The sequence below is a fragment of the Sphingosinicella sp. genome (genome assembly GCF_052388015.1).
Classification (GTDB): Bacteria; Pseudomonadota; Alphaproteobacteria; order Sphingomonadales; family Sphingomonadaceae; genus Allosphingosinicella.
In genome coordinates this window covers 1-16561 of the sequence record NZ_JBQTIN010000073.1, presented here as the reverse complement: position 1 = coordinate 16561, position 16561 = coordinate 1, and the positions used below count along the sequence as shown (strand labels likewise).

General features: G+C 68.0%; 19 protein-coding genes, 1 tRNA gene and 1 pseudogene. 11 read left to right on the top strand and 10 right to left on the bottom strand.

Annotated elements, in window-relative coordinates:
• Positions 1-888 (top strand): hydrogen peroxide-inducible genes activator (locus tag ACT4N3_RS06320; RefSeq protein ID WP_444854361.1); only part of this gene is annotated, 888 nt, incomplete at its 5' end.
• Positions 889-1014: 126 nt separating this feature from the next.
• On the opposite strand, the gene pgsA is transcribed toward ACT4N3_RS06320, so the two are convergent.
• The gene (gene pgsA, locus ACT4N3_RS06315) at positions 1015-1587 is read right to left on the bottom strand and encodes a CDP-diacylglycerol--glycerol-3-phosphate 3-phosphatidyltransferase (RefSeq protein ID WP_444854360.1); all 573 of its coding nucleotides are present in this window, start codon (positions 1585-1587) and stop codon (positions 1015-1017) included.
• 180 nt (positions 1588-1767) lie between these two features.
• Between pgsA and ACT4N3_RS06310 the strand changes: the two genes are divergently transcribed.
• Positions 1768-3105 (top strand): MFS transporter, encoded by a 1338-nt coding sequence (locus ACT4N3_RS06310; RefSeq protein WP_444854359.1) that lies wholly within the window; start codon positions 1768-1770, stop codon positions 3103-3105.
• A 3-nt stretch (positions 3106-3108) separates the two neighbouring features.
• Here the strand turns inward: ACT4N3_RS06310 and ACT4N3_RS06305 are convergent, their stop codons facing one another.
• From ACT4N3_RS06305 to ACT4N3_RS06295, 3 genes are all read right to left on the bottom strand, one after another.
• Entirely contained in the window at positions 3109-3285 is a 177-nt protein-coding gene (locus ACT4N3_RS06305; protein WP_444854358.1) for a hypothetical protein, read from the bottom strand.
• A gap of 74 nt (positions 3286-3359) precedes the next feature.
• Entirely contained in the window at positions 3360-3905 is a 546-nt protein-coding gene (locus ACT4N3_RS06300) for an HD domain-containing protein (RefSeq protein ID WP_444854357.1), read from the bottom strand.
• Positions 3906-3919: 14 nt separating this feature from the next.
• Positions 3920-5383, bottom strand: a complete 1464-nt coding sequence (locus ACT4N3_RS06295; protein WP_444854356.1) for a hypothetical protein — start codon at positions 5381-5383, stop codon at positions 3920-3922.
• Between the two features lie 198 nt (positions 5384-5581).
• Here ACT4N3_RS06295 and ACT4N3_RS06290 point away from each other — a divergent pair, with 198 nt between their 5' ends.
• The 5 genes from ACT4N3_RS06290 (at position 5582) to msrB (ending at position 10093) form a co-directional block, all read left to right on the top strand.
• On the top strand, positions 5582-6736 hold the full coding sequence (locus tag ACT4N3_RS06290) for a winged helix-turn-helix domain-containing protein (RefSeq protein ID WP_444854355.1): 1155 nt from the start codon (positions 5582-5584) through the stop codon (positions 6734-6736).
• 81 nt (positions 6737-6817) lie between these two features.
• The gene (locus ACT4N3_RS06285) at positions 6818-7621 is read left to right on the top strand and encodes a cell wall hydrolase (RefSeq protein WP_444854354.1); all 804 of its coding nucleotides are present in this window, start codon (positions 6818-6820) and stop codon (positions 7619-7621) included.
• Positions 7622-7815: 194 nt separating this feature from the next.
• Positions 7816-9132 carry an epoxide hydrolase family protein gene (locus tag ACT4N3_RS06280; RefSeq protein WP_444854353.1) on the top strand — a complete coding sequence of 439 codons (1317 nt, stop codon included), beginning with the start codon at positions 7816-7818 and terminating at the stop codon, positions 9130-9132.
• 72 nt (positions 9133-9204) lie between these two features.
• Positions 9205-9594: a cupin domain-containing protein gene (locus ACT4N3_RS06275; protein WP_444854352.1), complete on the top strand. Its 390-nt coding sequence runs from the start codon at positions 9205-9207 to the stop codon at positions 9592-9594.
• 13 nt (positions 9595-9607) lie between these two features.
• On the top strand, positions 9608-10093 hold the full coding sequence (gene msrB, locus ACT4N3_RS06270) for a peptide-methionine (R)-S-oxide reductase MsrB (protein ID WP_444854351.1): 486 nt from the start codon (positions 9608-9610) through the stop codon (positions 10091-10093).
• Between the two features lie 46 nt (positions 10094-10139).
• On the opposite strand, the gene ACT4N3_RS06265 is transcribed toward msrB, so the two are convergent.
• A tRNA-Ala gene (locus tag ACT4N3_RS06265) sits at positions 10140-10215 on the bottom strand.
• 79 nt (positions 10216-10294) lie between these two features.
• A complete protein-coding gene (locus tag ACT4N3_RS06260; protein WP_444854350.1) occupies positions 10295-10621 on the bottom strand; it encodes a TIGR02300 family protein in 327 nt (108 codons plus the stop codon).
• A 111-nt stretch (positions 10622-10732) separates the two neighbouring features.
• Here ACT4N3_RS06260 and aroA point away from each other — a divergent pair, with 111 nt between their 5' ends.
• Together aroA and cmk are read left to right on the top strand one after the other, a co-directional pair.
• Positions 10733-12025, top strand: a complete 1293-nt coding sequence (gene aroA, locus ACT4N3_RS06255) for a 3-phosphoshikimate 1-carboxyvinyltransferase (protein WP_444854349.1) — start codon at positions 10733-10735, stop codon at positions 12023-12025.
• Positions 12022-12645 carry a (d)CMP kinase gene (cmk, locus tag ACT4N3_RS06250; protein ID WP_444854348.1) on the top strand — a complete coding sequence of 208 codons (624 nt, stop codon included), beginning with the start codon at positions 12022-12024 and terminating at the stop codon, positions 12643-12645. The genes aroA and cmk overlap by 4 nt, the downstream gene beginning before the upstream one ends.
• 124 nt (positions 12646-12769) lie before the next feature.
• On the opposite strand, the pseudogene ACT4N3_RS06245 reads toward cmk, so the two are convergent.
• Positions 12770-13105, bottom strand: a pseudogene (locus tag ACT4N3_RS06245) (ArsC family reductase); the annotation flags it as partial.
• Between the two features lie 47 nt (positions 13106-13152).
• Here ACT4N3_RS06245 and ACT4N3_RS06240 point away from each other — a divergent pair.
• Positions 13153-13533 carry a RidA family protein gene (locus ACT4N3_RS06240; protein WP_444854347.1) on the top strand — a complete coding sequence of 127 codons (381 nt, stop codon included), beginning with the start codon at positions 13153-13155 and terminating at the stop codon, positions 13531-13533.
• Between the two features lie 16 nt (positions 13534-13549).
• Here ACT4N3_RS06240 and ACT4N3_RS06235 read toward each other — a convergent pair whose 3' ends face one another.
• From ACT4N3_RS06235 to guaA, 3 genes are all read right to left on the bottom strand, one after another.
• Complete coding sequence (locus ACT4N3_RS06235; RefSeq protein WP_444854346.1) at positions 13550-13930, bottom strand: VOC family protein; 381 nt, start codon at positions 13928-13930, stop codon at positions 13550-13552.
• 81 nt (positions 13931-14011) lie between these two features.
• Complete coding sequence (locus ACT4N3_RS06230) at positions 14012-14608, bottom strand: YdeI/OmpD-associated family protein (protein WP_444854345.1); 597 nt, start codon at positions 14606-14608, stop codon at positions 14012-14014.
• 5 nt (positions 14609-14613) lie between these two features.
• Positions 14614-16170, bottom strand: coding sequence for a glutamine-hydrolyzing GMP synthase (gene guaA / locus ACT4N3_RS06225; RefSeq protein WP_444854344.1), 1557 nt, complete (start codon positions 16168-16170; stop codon positions 14614-14616).
• Positions 16171-16245: 75 nt separating this feature from the next.
• Between guaA and ACT4N3_RS06220 the strand changes: the two genes are divergently transcribed.
• Positions 16246-16561 (top strand): alkaline phosphatase family protein (locus ACT4N3_RS06220; protein ID WP_444854343.1); only part of this gene is annotated, 316 nt, incomplete at its 3' end.

The window sequence follows — 16561 nt, the reverse complement described above, 5'->3', positions numbered from 1 at the left end:
ACCCACCTCCCCACCCTGAAGCAGCTGCAATATCTGGTCGCGCTCAGCGACCATGGACATTTCGGCCGGGCGGCGGACGCCTGCTTCGTCACTCAGTCCACCCTCTCGGCCGGGATCAAGGAGCTGGAGAGCCTGATGGGAATCATTCTCGTCGAGCGGACCCGGCGGGTGGTGCGCTTCACGCCGCTCGGCGAGCGGGTGGCGGCGAAGGCACGGCGCATCCTGCGCGACGCGGAGGACCTGGCCGACATGGTCCGCGCCACCGGCAAGCCGCTCGCTGGCGAGCTCCGCATGGGCGTGATCCCGACGATCGCGCCCTTTCTCCTCCCCGCTCTGCTGCCGCGCCTGCGGGCGAAATGGCCGGACCTCAGGCTTTATCTGCGCGAGGAGACCAGCCAGGCGGCCTGCGACTCCCTTCAGCGCGGCCAGCTCGATTGCGTGCTGCTCGCTCTGCCCTACGCCTGCGGCGAGGTCGACCGGGCGGAATTGTTCGAAGACCGCTTCCTCGTCGCCTTCCCGCCCGGCGCGGCGGCGCCCGAAACGGTGGCGCCGGCGGCGATCGATCCGGAGAGCCTGCTGCTGCTCGAGGACGGCCATTGCCTCAAGGACCATGTCCTTTCCGCCTGCAACCGGCCCGAGCTGCGCGCCGAGGCCGCGATCATGGGCACCTCGCTGCACACTTTGGTCCAGATGGTCGACAATGGGCTCGGCACGACGCTGGTCCCCGAAATGGCGGTGCAGGCGGGCATTCTGGACGGCACCGGCATCGTCGCCCGCCCGCTCGCCGCCGAGCATCCATCGCGCCGCATCGCCTTGGTCTGGCGCAAGCGGTCACCGCGAGAGAAGGAGTTTCAGCTGTTGGCCGAGGCGCTGAAGGCCGCGGCGTAAACATTCCTCCCCGAGATTTCTCGGGGAATGGGACCAGCCGAAGGCTGGTGGAGGGGTCTGCTGCGGAAGAAGCCCCCCACCGCTCTTCGAGCGGTCCCCCTCCCCTGCAAATGCAGGGGAGGATTATTAGTCCATATGCTTCAGGCCGACGCGGAGGTAATCCCACCCGGTCACCAAAGTCAGCGCCGCGGCGGCCCAGAGCGTGCCGAGCCCGAGCATATGCACCCAGGCCCATTGCGGCAGCGCGCCGGCGAGGATCAGCGCGCCCAGTGAAACGATCTGGAGGGTCGTCTTCCACTTGGCGAGCTGGCTGACGGGGACCGAGATCTGCAGCGAGGCGAGGAATTCGCGCAGGCCCGAGACGATGATCTCCCGCAAGAGGATCACGAGCGCCGGGATCAGGTGCCAGTCGGCGATGATCGGCCCCGGCAGCCCGCTCGCCGGCGGCCGCGCGACCAGCAGCAGGATCACCGCCGCCACCATGATCTTGTCGGCGATCGGATCGAGGAACTGGCCGAGCCGCGACACCGTCCCCTGCGCGCGGGCGAGATAGCCGTCGAGATAGTCGGTGATGCCGACGATGCAGTAGAGGATGAAGGTGATTCCATATTCGAGCGGGCTGGGCCGCCAGAGCAGGAACACCAGGATCGGCACCGCGAGGATGCGCGACAGGGTCAGGATGTTGGGCAGGGTCAGCATCCGCGGGCTGCCTTAGCGGCAAAGCTCGACATTGGGGAGGGCGCACTATCGGGGGCTTGGCCGGGGCGCGCGCGCCGCTTATGACGAGGCGACCGCGCGCTCACGCCGGCGTCACATGGGGGTTGCCTTGTTGAGCCTAAGCCGGCGGTCGCCGCTTTTTCCTTGTCGATTCAGGTTCGCATGACCGGCGCCACCCATCTGCTCGGCACGCGGCGCTTCCTGCCGCTTTTCACCACCCAGCTGCTCGGCGCGTTCAACGACAATCTGTTCAAGAACGCGATGGTGCTGTTCGTCGTCTACCAAGTCTACAACAGCGAGCGGGACGAATTCTGGTTCAGCGCGGTCACCACCGCGATCTTCATCCTGCCCTTCTTCCTCCTCTCCGCGCTCGCCGGCCAGCTCGCCGACGCGACCGACAAGGCACGGATCATCCGGATCGTGAAGGCGGCGGAGATCGCGATCATGCTGGTCGGCGGGGCCGGCCTGTTCATGGCCTGGCAGGGCATCGCCGTGCACGGCGTCGCGATCCCGCTGCTCCTGCTCGCCTTGTTCGCGATGGGGGTGCACTCGACCTTCTTCGGCCCGATCAAATATGCGATCCTGCCGCAGCACCTGCAAAAGGACGAGGTGCTGGGCGGCACCGGCCTGGTCGAGGCCGGCACCTATATCGCGATCCTGGGCGGCACGATCCTGGCCGGCGTGATCCCGATCGAGGTTTCCGCCGTCGCGGTGATCCTGATCGCCCTGGTCGGCTACCTCTCCGGCCGCCAGGTGCCCCCGGCGCCGGCGCTGGAGGAAGGCCATGTCATCGATTTCAACGTCTTCCGCTCCTCCTGGCGGCTGATCAGCGCCACGCTGCACATCCCGCGGCTGTTCCTGGCGATCGTCTCGATCAGCTTCTTCTGGACGATCGGCGCGGTGCTGTTCATCCAGTTCCCGCCTTTGGTGAAGAACGTGCTGACCGCCGATCGCGCGGTCGCCAGCCTGTTCCTTGCCATCTTCTCGATCGGCGTCGCGATCGGCTCGGTCGCGGTGAACCGGCTGCTGAAGGGCGAGGTTTCGGCCCGCTACTCGATGCCCTCGGTGCTGGCGATGGGCGTCTTCGTCGTCGCCTTCCATCTCGTCTGCGCGAACTGGCAGGGGCTGCCTGACGGCCGGCTTTACGATCTCGCCGCCTTCATGGATCATCCCGGCAACTGGCCCCTGCTCGGGTCCCTGCTCGGCATCGCGATCTTCGGCGGCATGTTCGTCGTGCCGCTTTACGCCTTCCTGACGACAACGGTGCCGAAGTCGCAGGCGGCGCGCACGGTCGCTGCGAACAATATCGTCAATTCGGGCGCGATGGTGATCGGCTCGATCATCGCCGGCGGCCTCTCGATCGCCGGGGTCGCCGGAGAGGATCAACTTCTTTTCGCCGCAGCGATGTGCCTGCTCTCCGCCTGGCTCGGCTGGAAGCTGCACAAGGCCTGCGACACGCCCGAATGCGCCGACACCGAGGGCCTGCCGGCGGACGTCTGAGTGTCAGCCGAAGAACGTCCCGAACACCACGAGGCCGCCGATCCAGCCGGTCGCGAACAGCTTGAGGTCGTCGAGCCATTGCGCCGCGGGAATCCCGCCGAAGGGCATCGGCTCCGGCAGCGGCGCGGCGAGCGCGAAGCGGCCGACACGGCGGACGATCAGGCGCGACAGGCGGTTCATCACCGCCCTTAAGAATCGATTCACCATGTCCGCGCAAGCCGCCGCGGCGGGCGCCTGATCCCGTTTTAGGACGGTCAGACCATCGCCTTCGGGCGAGTGAAGATGCGGGTCACCTCGGGTTCGAAGCTCTCGAGGCTGTCGACATCGAACGCGGGATCGAAGGCCGGCGCGTCCCATTCGTCGACCAATTTCTCGGCGAAACCGTACCAGCTCTCATCGGCGAAGCGCTTGCGCCCTTCCGGGTCCTTGCCGAGATGCTCGAAATAATAGCGGCCCTGGAACTCCTGGTGCCAGTAAACCGCGTGATAAATGTCATCGCGCACATAGGGCTTCAGCATCTCGGCCGCGATCGGGCCGTGATTGGGGATCGAGAAGAGCTTGCCGAGATCGTGGCAGAGCGCTGCCACGACCTCCTCGTCGCTCGCGCCCGAGCGGCGGGCAAGCGTCCCGGCCATCAGCGAGTGGGTGAGCTGGTTCGCGGCGAAGCCGACCTCGATCGCCTCCAGCCGGGCGAGGCTCTCCATGATCTGCCGGGGCGCCGTCGCCTGCTGATGCTTGCCATGCTCGGCGGCGATATGGGCCCAGTCCTGCGCCTGGCCTTCGCGCATGTCGGTGAACATGGCTGCGGACTTTATCATCGAAGCGGCGCACAGGCCAGCACACCGCGTCCGCTTTCGCGCGGGAACAGGCGGCACGGGCGCGACGCCGCGAGCCGGCCTATGGCTGCGGCAGTGCCGGGCCGGTAGCCGTCATCATAGAGCCAGAAGATCGCGGCCGGCGTCGCCGACAGCGCGGTCGCCGCATCGCCGTCGCGCGCGACGCGCATCACGTCGGTCTCGGCGGGCACGCCGGCGCGATTGAGGAAGAAGCTGCCGACCGGCCGCAGCGATTCATCGGCGACGATCGCCATGTTGGGATGATCCCAGAGCAAGGCGACCCGCTCCGGCCGCGCCGGTGCCAGCCAAGCCGAGGCCGGCGCGAGGCTGTAGGCGTTGCGGGCCTGGAGCTCGGCGCGGATCGCCGGCAACTCGGCGAGCGGCAGCAGGTAGGCGGCGATCAGCAAAGCGTAAGCGAGCTGCGCCCGGCGCGCTTGGCGTGCGATCAATATAAGGCCGAGCAGCACGGCCGGGACGAACGGCGTTAGATAGCGCGCTGTGACGCTCGGCCGCAGCCAGCCGAGGATCAGCACCAGGGCGAAAGCGATCACGCCAGCGAGCGCGGCGAGCACGAGAGGTTTCGTGTCCGCGCCTTCCTCGCGGTGGCCGCGCAGCAACCATGTCGCCCCCAGCACGACCGCGAGCAGCAACAGGAAGGGCCATGCCCATGGCCCGACAAGATATTGGGTCAACGCCAGCGACGTCCCGGCGTCGAGCCGGACGTACCAGCCGACATCCGGCCGCGCGAACTCCAGCAGGCGCGGCGGGTGGATGGCCAGCCAGCCGGCGAGTGGCACGAAGGCGAGGCCGGCTGGCCAGAGGCGCAGGGTCACGCGCGGGCCGAGCGCGGCGAGCAGGAATGCGCCTTGCGCCAACGTCAGGAACAGGGCGAAATAGTGGGCAAGGCCGGCGAGCGACACGAGCGTCGCCCAGATGAGCGCCGCGCGCCGATCGGGCGAGTCCAGCAGGCGGACGAAGGCGATCGTTTGCGCCGTCGCGAGCAGCAGCAGCAACGCATAGACCCGCGCGTCGGCGGCGAAGCCGAGGCCCCCGACCCAAAGCCAGATCATCGCGCCCCAGGCAAGCCGAGCACCTAGAGTCAGCCCAGGCGCTCGCCACAGGATCGGGAGCAGGCCTGCCGTCCCCGCGCAGAGCAGGCTCGGCAGCCGCAGCGCCACATCCGAAACGCCCGCGACGGGCGTCCAGAGCGCCATCAGCGCATAGTAAAGCGGCGCGTTCGCGTCCCGCCACGCCTCGCGCCACATACCGGCCCAATCCGGCTGGGTCGCGACCATCACCGTCCAGCTTTCGTCGACCCAGAGCGGCAGATCGCGCCCGATCCACAGCCGCGCCGCCAGCCCCGCCACGGCTGCCATTGCGGCCAGCGCATAAAGCAGCCATCGCTCCCAAGCCGGCGCGGCGGTGGTTAGGTCGTCAGACATCGGGGACAGGCTAGCCCGCCTACACCTTCAGTGTCATCCCGGCGCAGGCCGGGATCCATGAACACCGCAGCTGACGGAAATGCTTGTGCGGCGAGCCGAACGCTTCTGTTCATAGGTTCCGGCTTTCGCCGGAATGACTCAAGCTGACGAGTGCCGTCTCCGCTTGAGCCGACGCGGCCGCTCTGCTCTGCTGCGGCAATGACGCAAGCGCCGGAACGCCTCACCATCGCCGCCGCCCGGCGGATCGCGCTCGCCGCGCAGGGCTTCGGCATCGCCCGGCCGGCGGCGGTGACGGCCGGCCATCTCGCCCGCAATGTCGCCCGCGTCGGCCTCCACCAGATCGACAGCGTCAACGTCCTCGCCCGCGCCCATTATCTGCCCGCTTTCTCGCGGCTCGGCGCCTATGACCGCGCCCTGCTCGATCGCGCCGCCTGGGGCCCGAAGCGCCAGCGGCGCCTGTTCGAATATTGGGCGCACGAGGCGTCGCTGCTGCCCCTCGCCCTCCATCCTTTGCTGCGCTGGCGGATGGCCGAGGCCGAGCGCGGCCTGCGCGGCTGGACGCGGCTCAAGGCCTTCGCCCATGAGCGGCGGCCGGAGGCCGAGGCGATCCTCGCCCGCATCCGCGCCGAAGGGCCGATGGCCGCGTCGGACTTCGAGCATGGCAAGAGCCGCTCCGGCTGGTGGGAGTGGGGCGACACCAAGCAGGCGCTCGAATTCCTGTTCTGGTCCGGCCACATCACCACCGCGACCCGGCGCGGCAGCTTCGAGCGGGTCTACGACCTCACCGAACGGGTGATCCCGTCCGCCATTCTCGCCTTGCCGACGCCCGAACCGGCCGAAGCGCAGCGCCGCCTGATCGACCTTTCCGCCCGCGCCCATGGCGTCGCCACCGCCGCCGACCTGCGCGACTATTTCCGCCTGAAACCCGACGAAGCAAAGCCGGCGATCGATGTGCTGGTCGAGGAAGGCGCGCTGCTGCCGGTTACCGTCGCGGGTTGGCGCCAGCCCGCCTTCCTACACGCCGAAGCCCGCCGCCCCCGCCGGATAAGCGGTCAGGCGCTGCTCGCCCCCTTCGACCCCCTGATCTGGGAACGCGCCCGCGCCGAGCGCCTGTTCGGCTTCCGCTACCGGATCGAGATCTACGTGCCCGCCGAGAAGCGCCAGCACGGCTATTACGTCCTGCCCTTTCTGATGGACGAAGCCCTCGTCGCCCGCGTCGACCTCAAGAGCGATCGCCAGGCCGGCCGCCTGATCGCCCGCAACATCCACCTCGAGCCCGCCGCCCCGCCCGAAACACGCGAGCGGCTGGCTGCGGAATTGGCGCTGATGGCGGAGTGGCTGGGTCTCGAATAGCCGGACGACGGCACCGCACCGCTTAACCGCTTGCCAAGACTCTCAGCGTAGAGCCGCGAGTCCCTTCGCTCGGGCTCGTTCATGCGTCAGTTCGTTCTGTTGTCCGCCGCGCTCGCCACGGCCATGCCCAATCCGGCATGGGCGCGCGATGGCGCGGCCGCGCCGTTCACCGCCGGCCGCGATCCCGCCGCGCTCGAATGCCTGACCCAGGCGATCTATTACGAAGCGCGCAACCAATCGGACGACGGCCAGCGCGCGGTGGCGCAGGTCGTGCTCAACCGGTCTCGCCACCCGAACTATCCGAGCAGCATCTGCGGCGTCGTCTTCCAGGGCTCGGAGCGCAGCACCGGCTGCCAGTTCAGCTTCACCTGCGACGGCTCGATGAACGGCGGGATCGACGAACGCGCCTGGGCGCGCGCCGAGCGCATCGCGGCGGCGGCGCTCAGGGGCAGTGTCTATCGGCCGGTCGGCCTCGCGCTCAATTATCACACCACCGCCATCCTGCCTTACTGGGCGCCGAGCCTGGTGCAGCAGGCGGTGGTGGGCGATCATATCTTCTATCGGCTCCCCGGCAGCGGGCCCGAGACCCTCGGCCCGCAACAGGTTGAGCGGGTCGAGCGCGCTGACGAGCCGGCCTGGTCCGCTCGCGACTCCGCCGTCCTGCGCCGGACGCTGAGGCCCAGGCCGACGTCGCCGCGCCTGCAAACAGTTGGCATGGCGATCATGGAGATTCCGGTCGAGGAGCAGCCGGTGCGCTTCCGGACTCTCAGCGGCCGGCCGTCCGCCCAATCGGATCGCGCGCCGCGCCGCCGCGCGTCCACGCCGAGGCGTTCCGGTCCCCGCGTCGCGATCGAAGGCGGCGTCCGCGTGGCCCGCGGCTCCTGAAAAGCGGCGTCACCGGCACCCGCCTGCTCCTCTCAAATTTCCCGCCGTCGCCTGTCATCGATCTGCCGTTGACGACTCACCGGGCGAGGCGCACAGCGCGCCGACCGCGCGACCATTGCGGACCTTCGCATTCTCCACGGCCGATTACGCGTTGCGTACGCGTGCCATCGCCTTTTGAGAGCAGGAGAATGGTCATGTCCGATCTGCGCGCGCCTCCCACGCCCGGCACCTCCGACGCTCCAGCCGCCGCGAACGCGAGCGGCACGATGCTCGAAGCCTCGCTGATCGAGCCGGGCGCCGAATCGATCCGACCGTTTGAGTTCCATGCGTCCGATGCCGATCTTGCCGACCTCCGCCACCGGATCGCCGCGACGCGATGGCCGGACTGCGAAACAGTCGCCGACGACTCGCAGGGTGTGCAGCTGGCTACAATGCGGAAGCTCGCCGATTATTGGGCGACCGACTATGACTGGCGCACATGCGAGGCGCGGCTGAACGCGCTGCCCAATTTCATCACCGAGATCGACGGGCTGGACATCCATTTCATTCACGTCCGCTCGCGCCATGAAGACGCGCTGCCCGTCATCATCACCCACGGCTGGCCGGGCTCGATCGTCGAGCAGCTCAAGATCATCGATCCGCTGGTCAATCCGACCGCCCATGGCGGGACGGCGGCGGATGCGTTCGACGTGGTGATCCCGTCGATGCCCGGCTACGGCTTCTCCGCGAGGCCGACCACGGCGGGCTGGAATCCGCCGCGGATCGTCGGCGCCTGGCTAACGCTGATGAAGCGGCTCGGTTATACCCGCTTCGTCGCGCAGGGCGGCGATTGGGGAGCCTTGATAACCGAGATCATGGGCGCGATCGCGCCGCCGGAGCTGCTCGCGATCCACACCAACATTCCGTCGACCGCGCCGCCGGAAGTGTTCGATGCGCTGCGCGCCGGCAACGGTCCGCCCGAAGGTCTGACCGAGGACGAGCTGTGGGCCTATGAGCGGCTCGACCTCTTCTTCACCCACGGCCTCGCTTACGCGAACCAGATGGGGCACCGTCCGCAGACGCTGTATGGGATCGCGGATTCGCCGGTCGGCCTCGCCGCGTGGTTCCTCGACCACGACGTCTCGAGCTACCGGATGATCGCCCGTGCCTTCGATGGGGAAACCGAGGGTCTCACGCGTGATGACGTGCTCGACAACGTCACCATCGCCTGGCTGACCAACACCGCGATCTCCGGGGCGCGGCTCTACTGGGAGGCGCTTCCGCGCACCTCGACGGGCTTCGGCATCGAGCGCAACAACGCGCACTTCTTCGAGCCGATCGGGGTCAGGGTACCGATCGCGGTGAGCGCGTTCCCCGACGAGCTCAACCAGGCGCCGAAGAGCTGGGCGGAGCGGGCCTATCCCAAGCTCATCCATTACAACCGGCTGCCCAAGGGCGGACATTTCGCGGCCTTCGAGCAGCCCGAATTCCTCGTACAGGAAATGCGGGCTGGATTCAGATCGGTGCGGTAGAACGGAGCGCGCGGACGGCGTCACCGGGCGCCGTCCGCGCACCCGCCAACCCTGTTTGCAAGGAGCCTTGCCATGCACGGCCGATGGCTGTCGTCACTGCTGATCGCGGGAAGCGCCTGGGCGCTGAACGCCCAGACGCCCCCGCCCGGAGTCACGCGCACCGAGCTTCAGCGGCACGATCTTTCCGCCCCCGGGCGCCAGGTGATCCAGGTACGGGTCGCGCTGGCGCCGGGCGTGGTCTTTCCCGATCACCGGCATCCGGGCGAGGAGATCATCAACGTCCTCGAGGGCACGTTCGAATATCGCGTCGACGGCCGGCCGGTGACGGTCGCGGCCGGCGGCGTGCTGTTCATCCCGGCGGGGACGGTCCATTCGGCGCGCAACGCCGGCAGCGGTGACGCGGTCGAGCTCGCCACCTATATTGTCGAGAAGGGACGGCCGCTGGTCGCGCTGGTGCCATGAGGAGACCATTGAGATGAACGAAACCGCGATCGTCGCATTCGACCTGACGCCGCCGGCCGACGACCAGTTCCAGACGCTGGTCGCCGGGCTCACCGGCGACGAACGGCATGTGCTGCTCGATCACGGCACGGAGGCACCGTTCTGCGGCGTCTTCCTGACCGAAAAGCGCGAGGGCGCCTATTGCTGCCGGCTGTGCGGGCTGCCCCTGTTCAGGGGCGGCGCGAAGTTCGACAGCGGCACCGGCTGGCCAAGCTTCACCGCGCCCTTCGCCGACGGGCATCTGCGCGAGATCCGGGACACCAGCCACTTCATGGTCCGGACGGAGATCGTCTGCGCCCGCTGCGGCGCGCATCAGGGCCATGTCTTCCCGGACGGACCGCCGCCGACCGGCCTGCGCTATTGCATCAACTCGGAATCGCTGACCTTCACGCCCAAAGACGATCCTTTGCCGGACAAGCTCGGCAGAGGGGTGCCCGAAGGCGAGCCGTGGATGGGGTGAAGCTGGCGGGCTTGCCGTCTTGTGGTCCGCCTGCGCTAACGAAAATTGGTGGAGCCGAGGGGGATCGAACCCCTGACCTCTGCAATGCCATTGCAGCGCTCTCCCAGCTGAGCTACGGCCCCGAACCTTTTTCGGCCCGCCCCCCTTGGGTGGCGGACGCGCGCTGCGATTTAGGCAAGCCGGCGCGGCTTGGCAACCGGCCTAGCTTTCCTCGTCTTCGCCGGTCGCCGCGATCTCGCCGAGATCGTCGTCGCCGCCCAGGTCGACCTCGTCGTCCGGATTCTGCTCGGCATCCTCGTCGACCTCCAGCTCCAGATCGGGCGTCGCCAGATCCTCGTCCGCTTTCTCGACCTCGACTACCGGCTTGGCCGCCTCATACGGCATCGGCTGCTTCGATTTCAGCACCGGCTCGGGGTTCCAGTTGATCCCGCAGGCGATGCAGTTGACCGGGTCTTCCTTGCCCAGATCGTAGAAGCGGGTTCCGCATTTCGGGCAGGTCCGCTTGGTGCCCCATTCAGGCTTCACCATGGGTGAAAACACTCCGTATTCGTGGCTTGATATGCGCCGCCGCCGAAGGGGCGGGCCGCGCGTCGGCGGGCGCCTTGCCACACGCCCCGCCCCCTGTCAAAGCCCGCGCCGATGAGAGCGCCCGCCGTCTTTGGCCCGCGTGGGCCGCTGAGCGGAACGGCGCGGCTGCCCGGCGACAAGTCGATCTCCCACCGCGCCTTGATCCTCGCCACGCTGGCGGTGGGGACGAGCCGGATTTCAGGGCTGAACGAGGGTGAGGATGTCGCGGCGACGGCGGCGGCGCTGCGTGCGCTGGGCGTGCGGATCGAGCGCGAAAGCGGCGGTTGGGCGGTGACCGGAGTCGGCCTTGGCACGCTGCTGCAGCCGCCAGCGCCGCTCGATTGCGGCAATAGCGGCACGACGGCGCGGCTGCTGATGGGCCTGATCGCCAGCCACCCGATCCGCGCCGAGCTGATCGGCGACGCCTCGCTGTCGCGCCGGCCGATGGCATCGCTCGCCGCACCGCTGCGGCGATTGGGAGCGCGGATCGACGGCGACCGGCTGCCGCTGGCTATCGAGGGAAGTGCACCGGCGATTCCCATGACCCATCGTCTCAACACGCCCTCCGCACAGGTGAAATCGGCGTTGCTCCTTGCCGGGCTCAACACGCGGGGAGTGACGACGGTGATCTCGCCCGCGGCGACACGTGATCATCTCGAACGGATGCTGCCTCTGTTCGGCTTGGAGGTGGCGATCGACGGGCTCGCGGTCCGCCTGCGCGGGGAGCCGGAGCTCAAGCCCTGCACCATCGCGGTTCCCGGCGACGCCTCGGCCGCCGCTTTCCTCGCCGTGGCGGCGACGATCGTGCCAGGCTCGGCGATCGAGCTGCCGGGCGTCGGCGTCAATCCGGGCCGGATCGGCTGGATCGAAGCATTGCGCGAGATGGGGGCGGACATCTCGCTTTCAAACCAGCGCGAGGAGTCCGCGGAGCCGGTCGCCGACCTCATCATCCGGCACGCCCCGCTCTCCGCCATCGATCTCGCGCCCGGGCGCGTCCCCGGCCTGATCGACGAAATCCCGATCCTCGCCATCGCCGCCGCCGGCGCGCGCGGGACGAGCCGGCAGCGCGGCCTCGCCGCGCTCCGCGACAAGGAATCGGACCGGATCGCGACCACCGCCGCCGGCCTCGCCGCGATCGGCGTCAGGGCCGAGATCGAGGATGACGACCTCATCGTCCACGGCATCGGCGAGGCGCCCTTCGCCGGCGGCGCGACGGTCGCCGCGGAAGGCGATCATCGCATCGCGATGGCCTTCGCGGTGGCTGGCCTTCATGGCCTGGCGCCCCTAACGGTCGACGACATGACCGCGGTGTCGACCAGCTTCCCGGGCTTCGCCGCCGCGCTCGACGGGCTGGCCGGCGCATGATCATCGCCGTCGACGGCCCCGCGGCGAGCGGCAAGGGCTCGATCGCCCGGGCGATCGCCGCCCATTTCGGCCTGCCGCACATGGACACCGGCCTGCTCTACCGGGCGACGGCGCTCAACCTGCTCGAAACCGGCGGCGACCCGGAGAGCGAGTTCGGCGCCGCGCGCGCGACCGACATCTCGCAGATCCGCTTCGACGATCCCGAGCTCAAGAGCGAGACGGTGGGCGGGCTCGCCTCGCGGATCTCGGCTTATCCTTTGGTCCGTGAGGCGTTGCTGGAGCGGCAGAAGCGCTTCGCCGCGCAGGACGGCGGCGCGGTGCTCGACGGGCGCGACATCGGCACCGTGATCGCGCCGGAGGCCGACGTGAAGATCTTCGTCACCGCGACCAGCGAGATCCGCGCCGAGCGCCGCTTCGCCGAGCTCAAGCGGTCGGGGCTCGACGTTCATCTGCCCGATGTGCTGGCGGATATCCGCACGCGCGACGAGCGCGATTCCCATCGCGCCGCCGCGCCTTTGGTCATGGCCGACGACGCGATCCTGCTCGACACGAGCGAAATGAACCTGGAGCAGGCGATCGCCGCCGCGATCGAAGCGGTCGAGGCGCGCCGCACACAATAATGAGTCATCCCGGCGAAAGCCGGGACCCATGACCTCGGACTAAGCGGTCGGCACCCGCGATCGTCGCCTTTTCGACTTGCAACGGTGTTCTTGGGTCCCGGCTTTCGCCGGGATGACTCTGAGAAAGCGCCTTCTCCCAATCCGCCGCCGCGAAGCCGAGCAGGCGGCGATCGCCCAGATCGAGCAGCGGCCGCTTGATCATCGAGGGCTGGGTGAGCATCAAAGCGACCGCCTTGTCCGCGTCGAGCCCGGCCTTGTCGGCGTCGGCCAGCTTGCGGAAGGTCGTGCCGGCCCGGTTCAGCACCTTCTCCCAGCCGAACTCATCGACCCAGGCGCGCAGCCGCGCCGCTTCGATCCCGGCGATCTTATAGTCGTGGAACTCATAAGCGACGCCCCGCACATCGAGCCACGCCCGCGCCTTCTTGACCGTGTCGCAGTTCTTGATGCCGTAGAGAATCATGTCACTAGAAGGCGGCAACCGCGCTTTGGGTCAAGGGGAGCAAGGGCATGGATATCGAACGGATCGCCACGACCGACGCGCCGACCCCGGCCGGCCATTATTCGCAGGCGACGGCGCATAACGGCCTCCTCTATGTCGCCGGCCAGATTCCGGTGCGGCCCGACGGCGTCCACACCTTCGACGAGCCGTTCGAGGCGCAGGCGCGCCAGGCGCTCGCCAACCTCCTCGCCATCGTCCGCGCCGGCGGCTCGGCGCCGGAGCGGCTGCTGAAGGTCAACGTCTATATCGTTGACATCGCCCACTGGCCCGCCTTCAACCGCGTCTATGCGGAAGCGTTCGGGGACGCCCGCCCGGCCCGGGCGGTCATCCCGGTCCCGGAGCTTCACCACGGCTATCTGGTCGAGATCGACGCGATCGCTGCGCGTTAGCAGAGAGGCGAGCCGGCTATTCCCAGGTCGTCGCGCCTTTCGGAAAGCCGTCGCGCTGCACGCGGACGACGCAGAAACGCTGGCCGCTCGGCGCGCGCATCACGACCCAGCGCTCCATCAGCTTGTCGACTGTCGCGCCGAGCTTCTCGAGCCGCGCGACCTCGGCCGGAATATCGTCGGTCTCGATATCGAGATGGATGCGGCTTTCGTGATCGACGCGCTGGATCTGGACGGCGATCTCGTCCGGTGGTGTCGCCAGCATGACATAATTGCCGCGGGTGCCGGGATGATCGGGATCGATCGGACGGCCGAGAGCCTCGGCCCAGAAACGCGCCGCGGCATGGATGTCCTCGACGTTGCAGTCGATCAGGATGCCGTTGATTCGCGACCGATGCATTCCAGTATCTCCTCTCTGGCGGCGATCGCTCTCCCCAATCGATCGTGCCGATCGCTTGACGCATAGTCAGCGAGCGTCCGCTTACTTCGCCTTTTGGGGATGGATGGTTTCGCCGCGTTTCAGCATCGCGACGATGTCGGCAATTTTCTTCTTCCGCCCGGCCTCGGTCTTCAGATTCCCGATTCGGAAGATCAGCGCGAAGCGATTCTGTGCCGTGAGCTTGGCCAGCATCGCCTTGGCCTCCGGCTCGGCATCGATCGCGGCCTGCAAATCGTCGGGCATCTTCGAATCCTTCGCGCGGTAGGCGCGATCCCAGCGCCCATCCGCTTTCGCAGCCTCGACCTGTTTCAGGCCGTGCGCCGTCATCTTTCCGTCGGCGGTCAGACGCGCCACATGGTCTACGTTGATCTGGCTCCAGACGCTCCTGGGCCCACGCGGCGAAAAACGTTGCAGGAAGCTCTTTTCGTCAAACGACTTGCGGATGCCGTCGATCCAGCCCCAGCACAGCGCCGCCCGGATCGCGTCCTCTGCGGCGATCGACTTCAGCCCTGACTTCACCTTGTGGATCTTAATCCAGACCTCCCGTTCGCGGTCGTGATGCGCGCCCAGCCAGCGATAGAAGCCGTCCATATTCTCAAATTCGTGAACCTTGTCCGGATTGACATGGACCGGGCCCATGGCAGTCACTCCCACTCGATCGTCCCCGGCGGCTTGCTGGTGTAATCGTAGACCACGCGGTTGATGCCGCGGACCTCATTGACGATCCGCGTCGCCACCCGGCTCAGGAAGGCGGCGTCGAAGGGGTAGATGTCGGCGGTCATGCCGTCGGTGCTGGTCACCGCGCGAAGGGCGCAGACATGGTCGTAGGTGCGGTAATCGCCCATCACGCCGACGGTCTTGACCGGGAGCAGCACCGCGAACGCCTGCCAGATCGCGTCGTAGAGCCCGGCATTGCGGATCTCCTCGAGATAGATGGCGTCCGCCTTGCGCAAGATGTCGCAGCGCTCCTTGGTCACCTCGCCGGGAATGCGGATGGCGAGACCGGGGCCGGGGAATGGGTGGCGGCCGACGAACGCTTCGGGCAGGCCCAGCTCGCGGCCGAGCACCCTCACCTCGTCCTTGAACAGTTCGCGTAGCGGCTCGACCAGCTGCATGTTCATCCGCTCGGGCAGGCCGCCGACATTATGGTGGCTCTTGATCGTCACCGAGGGACCGCCGGTGAACGACACCGACTCGATCACGTCGGGATAGAGCGTCCCTTGCGCGAGGAAATCGGCGCCGCCGATCTTCGCCGCCTCGGCCTCGAAAATGTCGATGAAGGTCTTGCCGATCAGCTTGCGCTTCGCCTCCGGCTCGTCGAGCCCCGCGAGGCCGCCGAGGAACTGGTCCGCCGCGTCCACATGGACCAGCGGGATGTTGTAATGGTTGCGGAACAGCGAGACGACCTGCTCCGCCTCCGCCTGACGCATCAGGCCGTGATCGACGAAGACGCAGGTGAGCTGATGGCCGATCGCCTCGTGGATCAGCACCGCCGCCACCGCGCTGTCGACGCCGCCCGACAGGCCGCAGATCACCCGCTTGTCGCCGACCTGGGCGCGGATGTCGGCGATCTTGGTCGCCCGATATTCCGCCATCGTCCAGTCGCCCGGCAGGCCGCAGACATGGCGGACGAAATTGGCGAGCAATTTGCCGCCATCGGGCGTGTGCACGACCTCGGGATGGAACATCAGGCTGAAGAAGCGCCGGCTCTCGTCCGTCGCGATCGCATAAGGCGCGCCCTCTGACGACGCGACGACGCTGAAGCCCTCGGGCAAGGCCTCGACCCGGTCGCCATGGCTCATCCAGACCTGGTGCGTCTCGCCCTTGTGCCACAGGCCGTCGAACAGCATGCTGTCGCCGGTGATCTCGATATAGGCGCGGCCGAACTCCTTCTGGTCGGACGGTGCGACCCGCCCGCCGAGCTGCTCGGCCATCGCCTGCTGGCCGTAGCAGATGGCGAGGATCGGCAGGCCGACGTCGAAGAAATGCTGTGGCGCCCGGGGGCTGTCGTCCCACATCACCGAAGACGGCCCGCCGGAGAGGATGATCCCCTTCGGCCGCATCCGCGCGAACGTCTCGTCGGCCCGGTTGAACGGCGCGATCTCGCTATAGACCCCCGCCTCGCGCACCCGCCGCGCGATCAGCTGGGTCACCTGGCTTCCGAAATCGACGATGAGGATGGAATCGGTATGGGCCGTCATGGCGGGGCGATAGGAACCGCCCCGCCTCCTGTCCAGCGCCGCTTGTATCGTCACACGACTGTGGCATCAGGGGGCATGGAAAAGACGCTGATCGCCCTCGCCGCCGGCTTGCTGGCCCCTTCCTGCGCCTTCGCCCAGCCGGCGCCCGCGCCTCCCCGCCTGATCGTCGCCATCTCGGTCGACGCGCTTTCGGCCGACCTGTTCGCCGAATATCGCCAGCATTTCACCGGCGGCCTAAGGCGTCTCTCCCAGGGCGTCGTCTTTCCGTCCGGCTATCAGGGCCATGCCGCGACCGAAACCTGCCCCGGCCATGCGACGATCCTCACCGGCGCACGGCCCGGCCGGGCCGGCATCATCGCCAACAACTGGTACGATCTCGGCACCACGCGCG

What these genes read in the sequence shown, in the direction of transcription:
- pgsA (WP_444854360.1), bottom strand. Translation starts at nt 1,587, where the DNA reads ATGCTGACCCTGCCCAACATCCTGACCCTGTCGCGCATCCTCGCGGTG.
- ACT4N3_RS06310 (WP_444854359.1), top strand. Translation starts at nt 1,768, where the DNA reads ATGACCGGCGCCACCCATCTGCTCGGCACGCGGCGCTTCCTGCCGCTT.
- ACT4N3_RS06305 (WP_444854358.1), bottom strand. Translation starts at nt 3,285, where the DNA reads ATGAACCGCCTGTCGCGCCTGATCGTCCGCCGTGTCGGCCGCTTCGCG.
- ACT4N3_RS06300 (WP_444854357.1), bottom strand. Translation starts at nt 3,905, where the DNA reads ATGTTCACCGACATGCGCGAAGGCCAGGCGCAGGACTGGGCCCATATC.
- ACT4N3_RS06295 (WP_444854356.1), bottom strand. Translation starts at nt 5,383, where the DNA reads ATGTCTGACGACCTAACCACCGCCGCGCCGGCTTGGGAGCGATGGCTG.
- ACT4N3_RS06290 (WP_444854355.1), top strand. Translation starts at nt 5,582, where the DNA reads ATGACGCAAGCGCCGGAACGCCTCACCATCGCCGCCGCCCGGCGGATC.
- ACT4N3_RS06285 (WP_444854354.1), top strand. Translation starts at nt 6,818, where the DNA reads ATGCGTCAGTTCGTTCTGTTGTCCGCCGCGCTCGCCACGGCCATGCCC.
- ACT4N3_RS06280 (WP_444854353.1), top strand. Translation starts at nt 7,816, where the DNA reads ATGTCCGATCTGCGCGCGCCTCCCACGCCCGGCACCTCCGACGCTCCA.
- ACT4N3_RS06275 (WP_444854352.1), top strand. Translation starts at nt 9,205, where the DNA reads ATGCACGGCCGATGGCTGTCGTCACTGCTGATCGCGGGAAGCGCCTGG.
- msrB (WP_444854351.1), top strand. Translation starts at nt 9,608, where the DNA reads ATGAACGAAACCGCGATCGTCGCATTCGACCTGACGCCGCCGGCCGAC.
- ACT4N3_RS06260 (WP_444854350.1), bottom strand. Translation starts at nt 10,621, where the DNA reads ATGGTGAAGCCTGAATGGGGCACCAAGCGGACCTGCCCGAAATGCGGA.
- aroA (WP_444854349.1), top strand. Translation starts at nt 10,733, where the DNA reads ATGAGAGCGCCCGCCGTCTTTGGCCCGCGTGGGCCGCTGAGCGGAACG.
- cmk (WP_444854348.1), top strand. Translation starts at nt 12,022, where the DNA reads ATGATCATCGCCGTCGACGGCCCCGCGGCGAGCGGCAAGGGCTCGATC.
- ACT4N3_RS06240 (WP_444854347.1), top strand. Translation starts at nt 13,153, where the DNA reads ATGGATATCGAACGGATCGCCACGACCGACGCGCCGACCCCGGCCGGC.
- ACT4N3_RS06235 (WP_444854346.1), bottom strand. Translation starts at nt 13,930, where the DNA reads ATGCATCGGTCGCGAATCAACGGCATCCTGATCGACTGCAACGTCGAG.
- ACT4N3_RS06230 (WP_444854345.1), bottom strand. Translation starts at nt 14,608, where the DNA reads ATGGGCCCGGTCCATGTCAATCCGGACAAGGTTCACGAATTTGAGAAT.
- guaA (WP_444854344.1), bottom strand. Translation starts at nt 16,170, where the DNA reads ATGACGGCCCATACCGATTCCATCCTCATCGTCGATTTCGGAAGCCAG.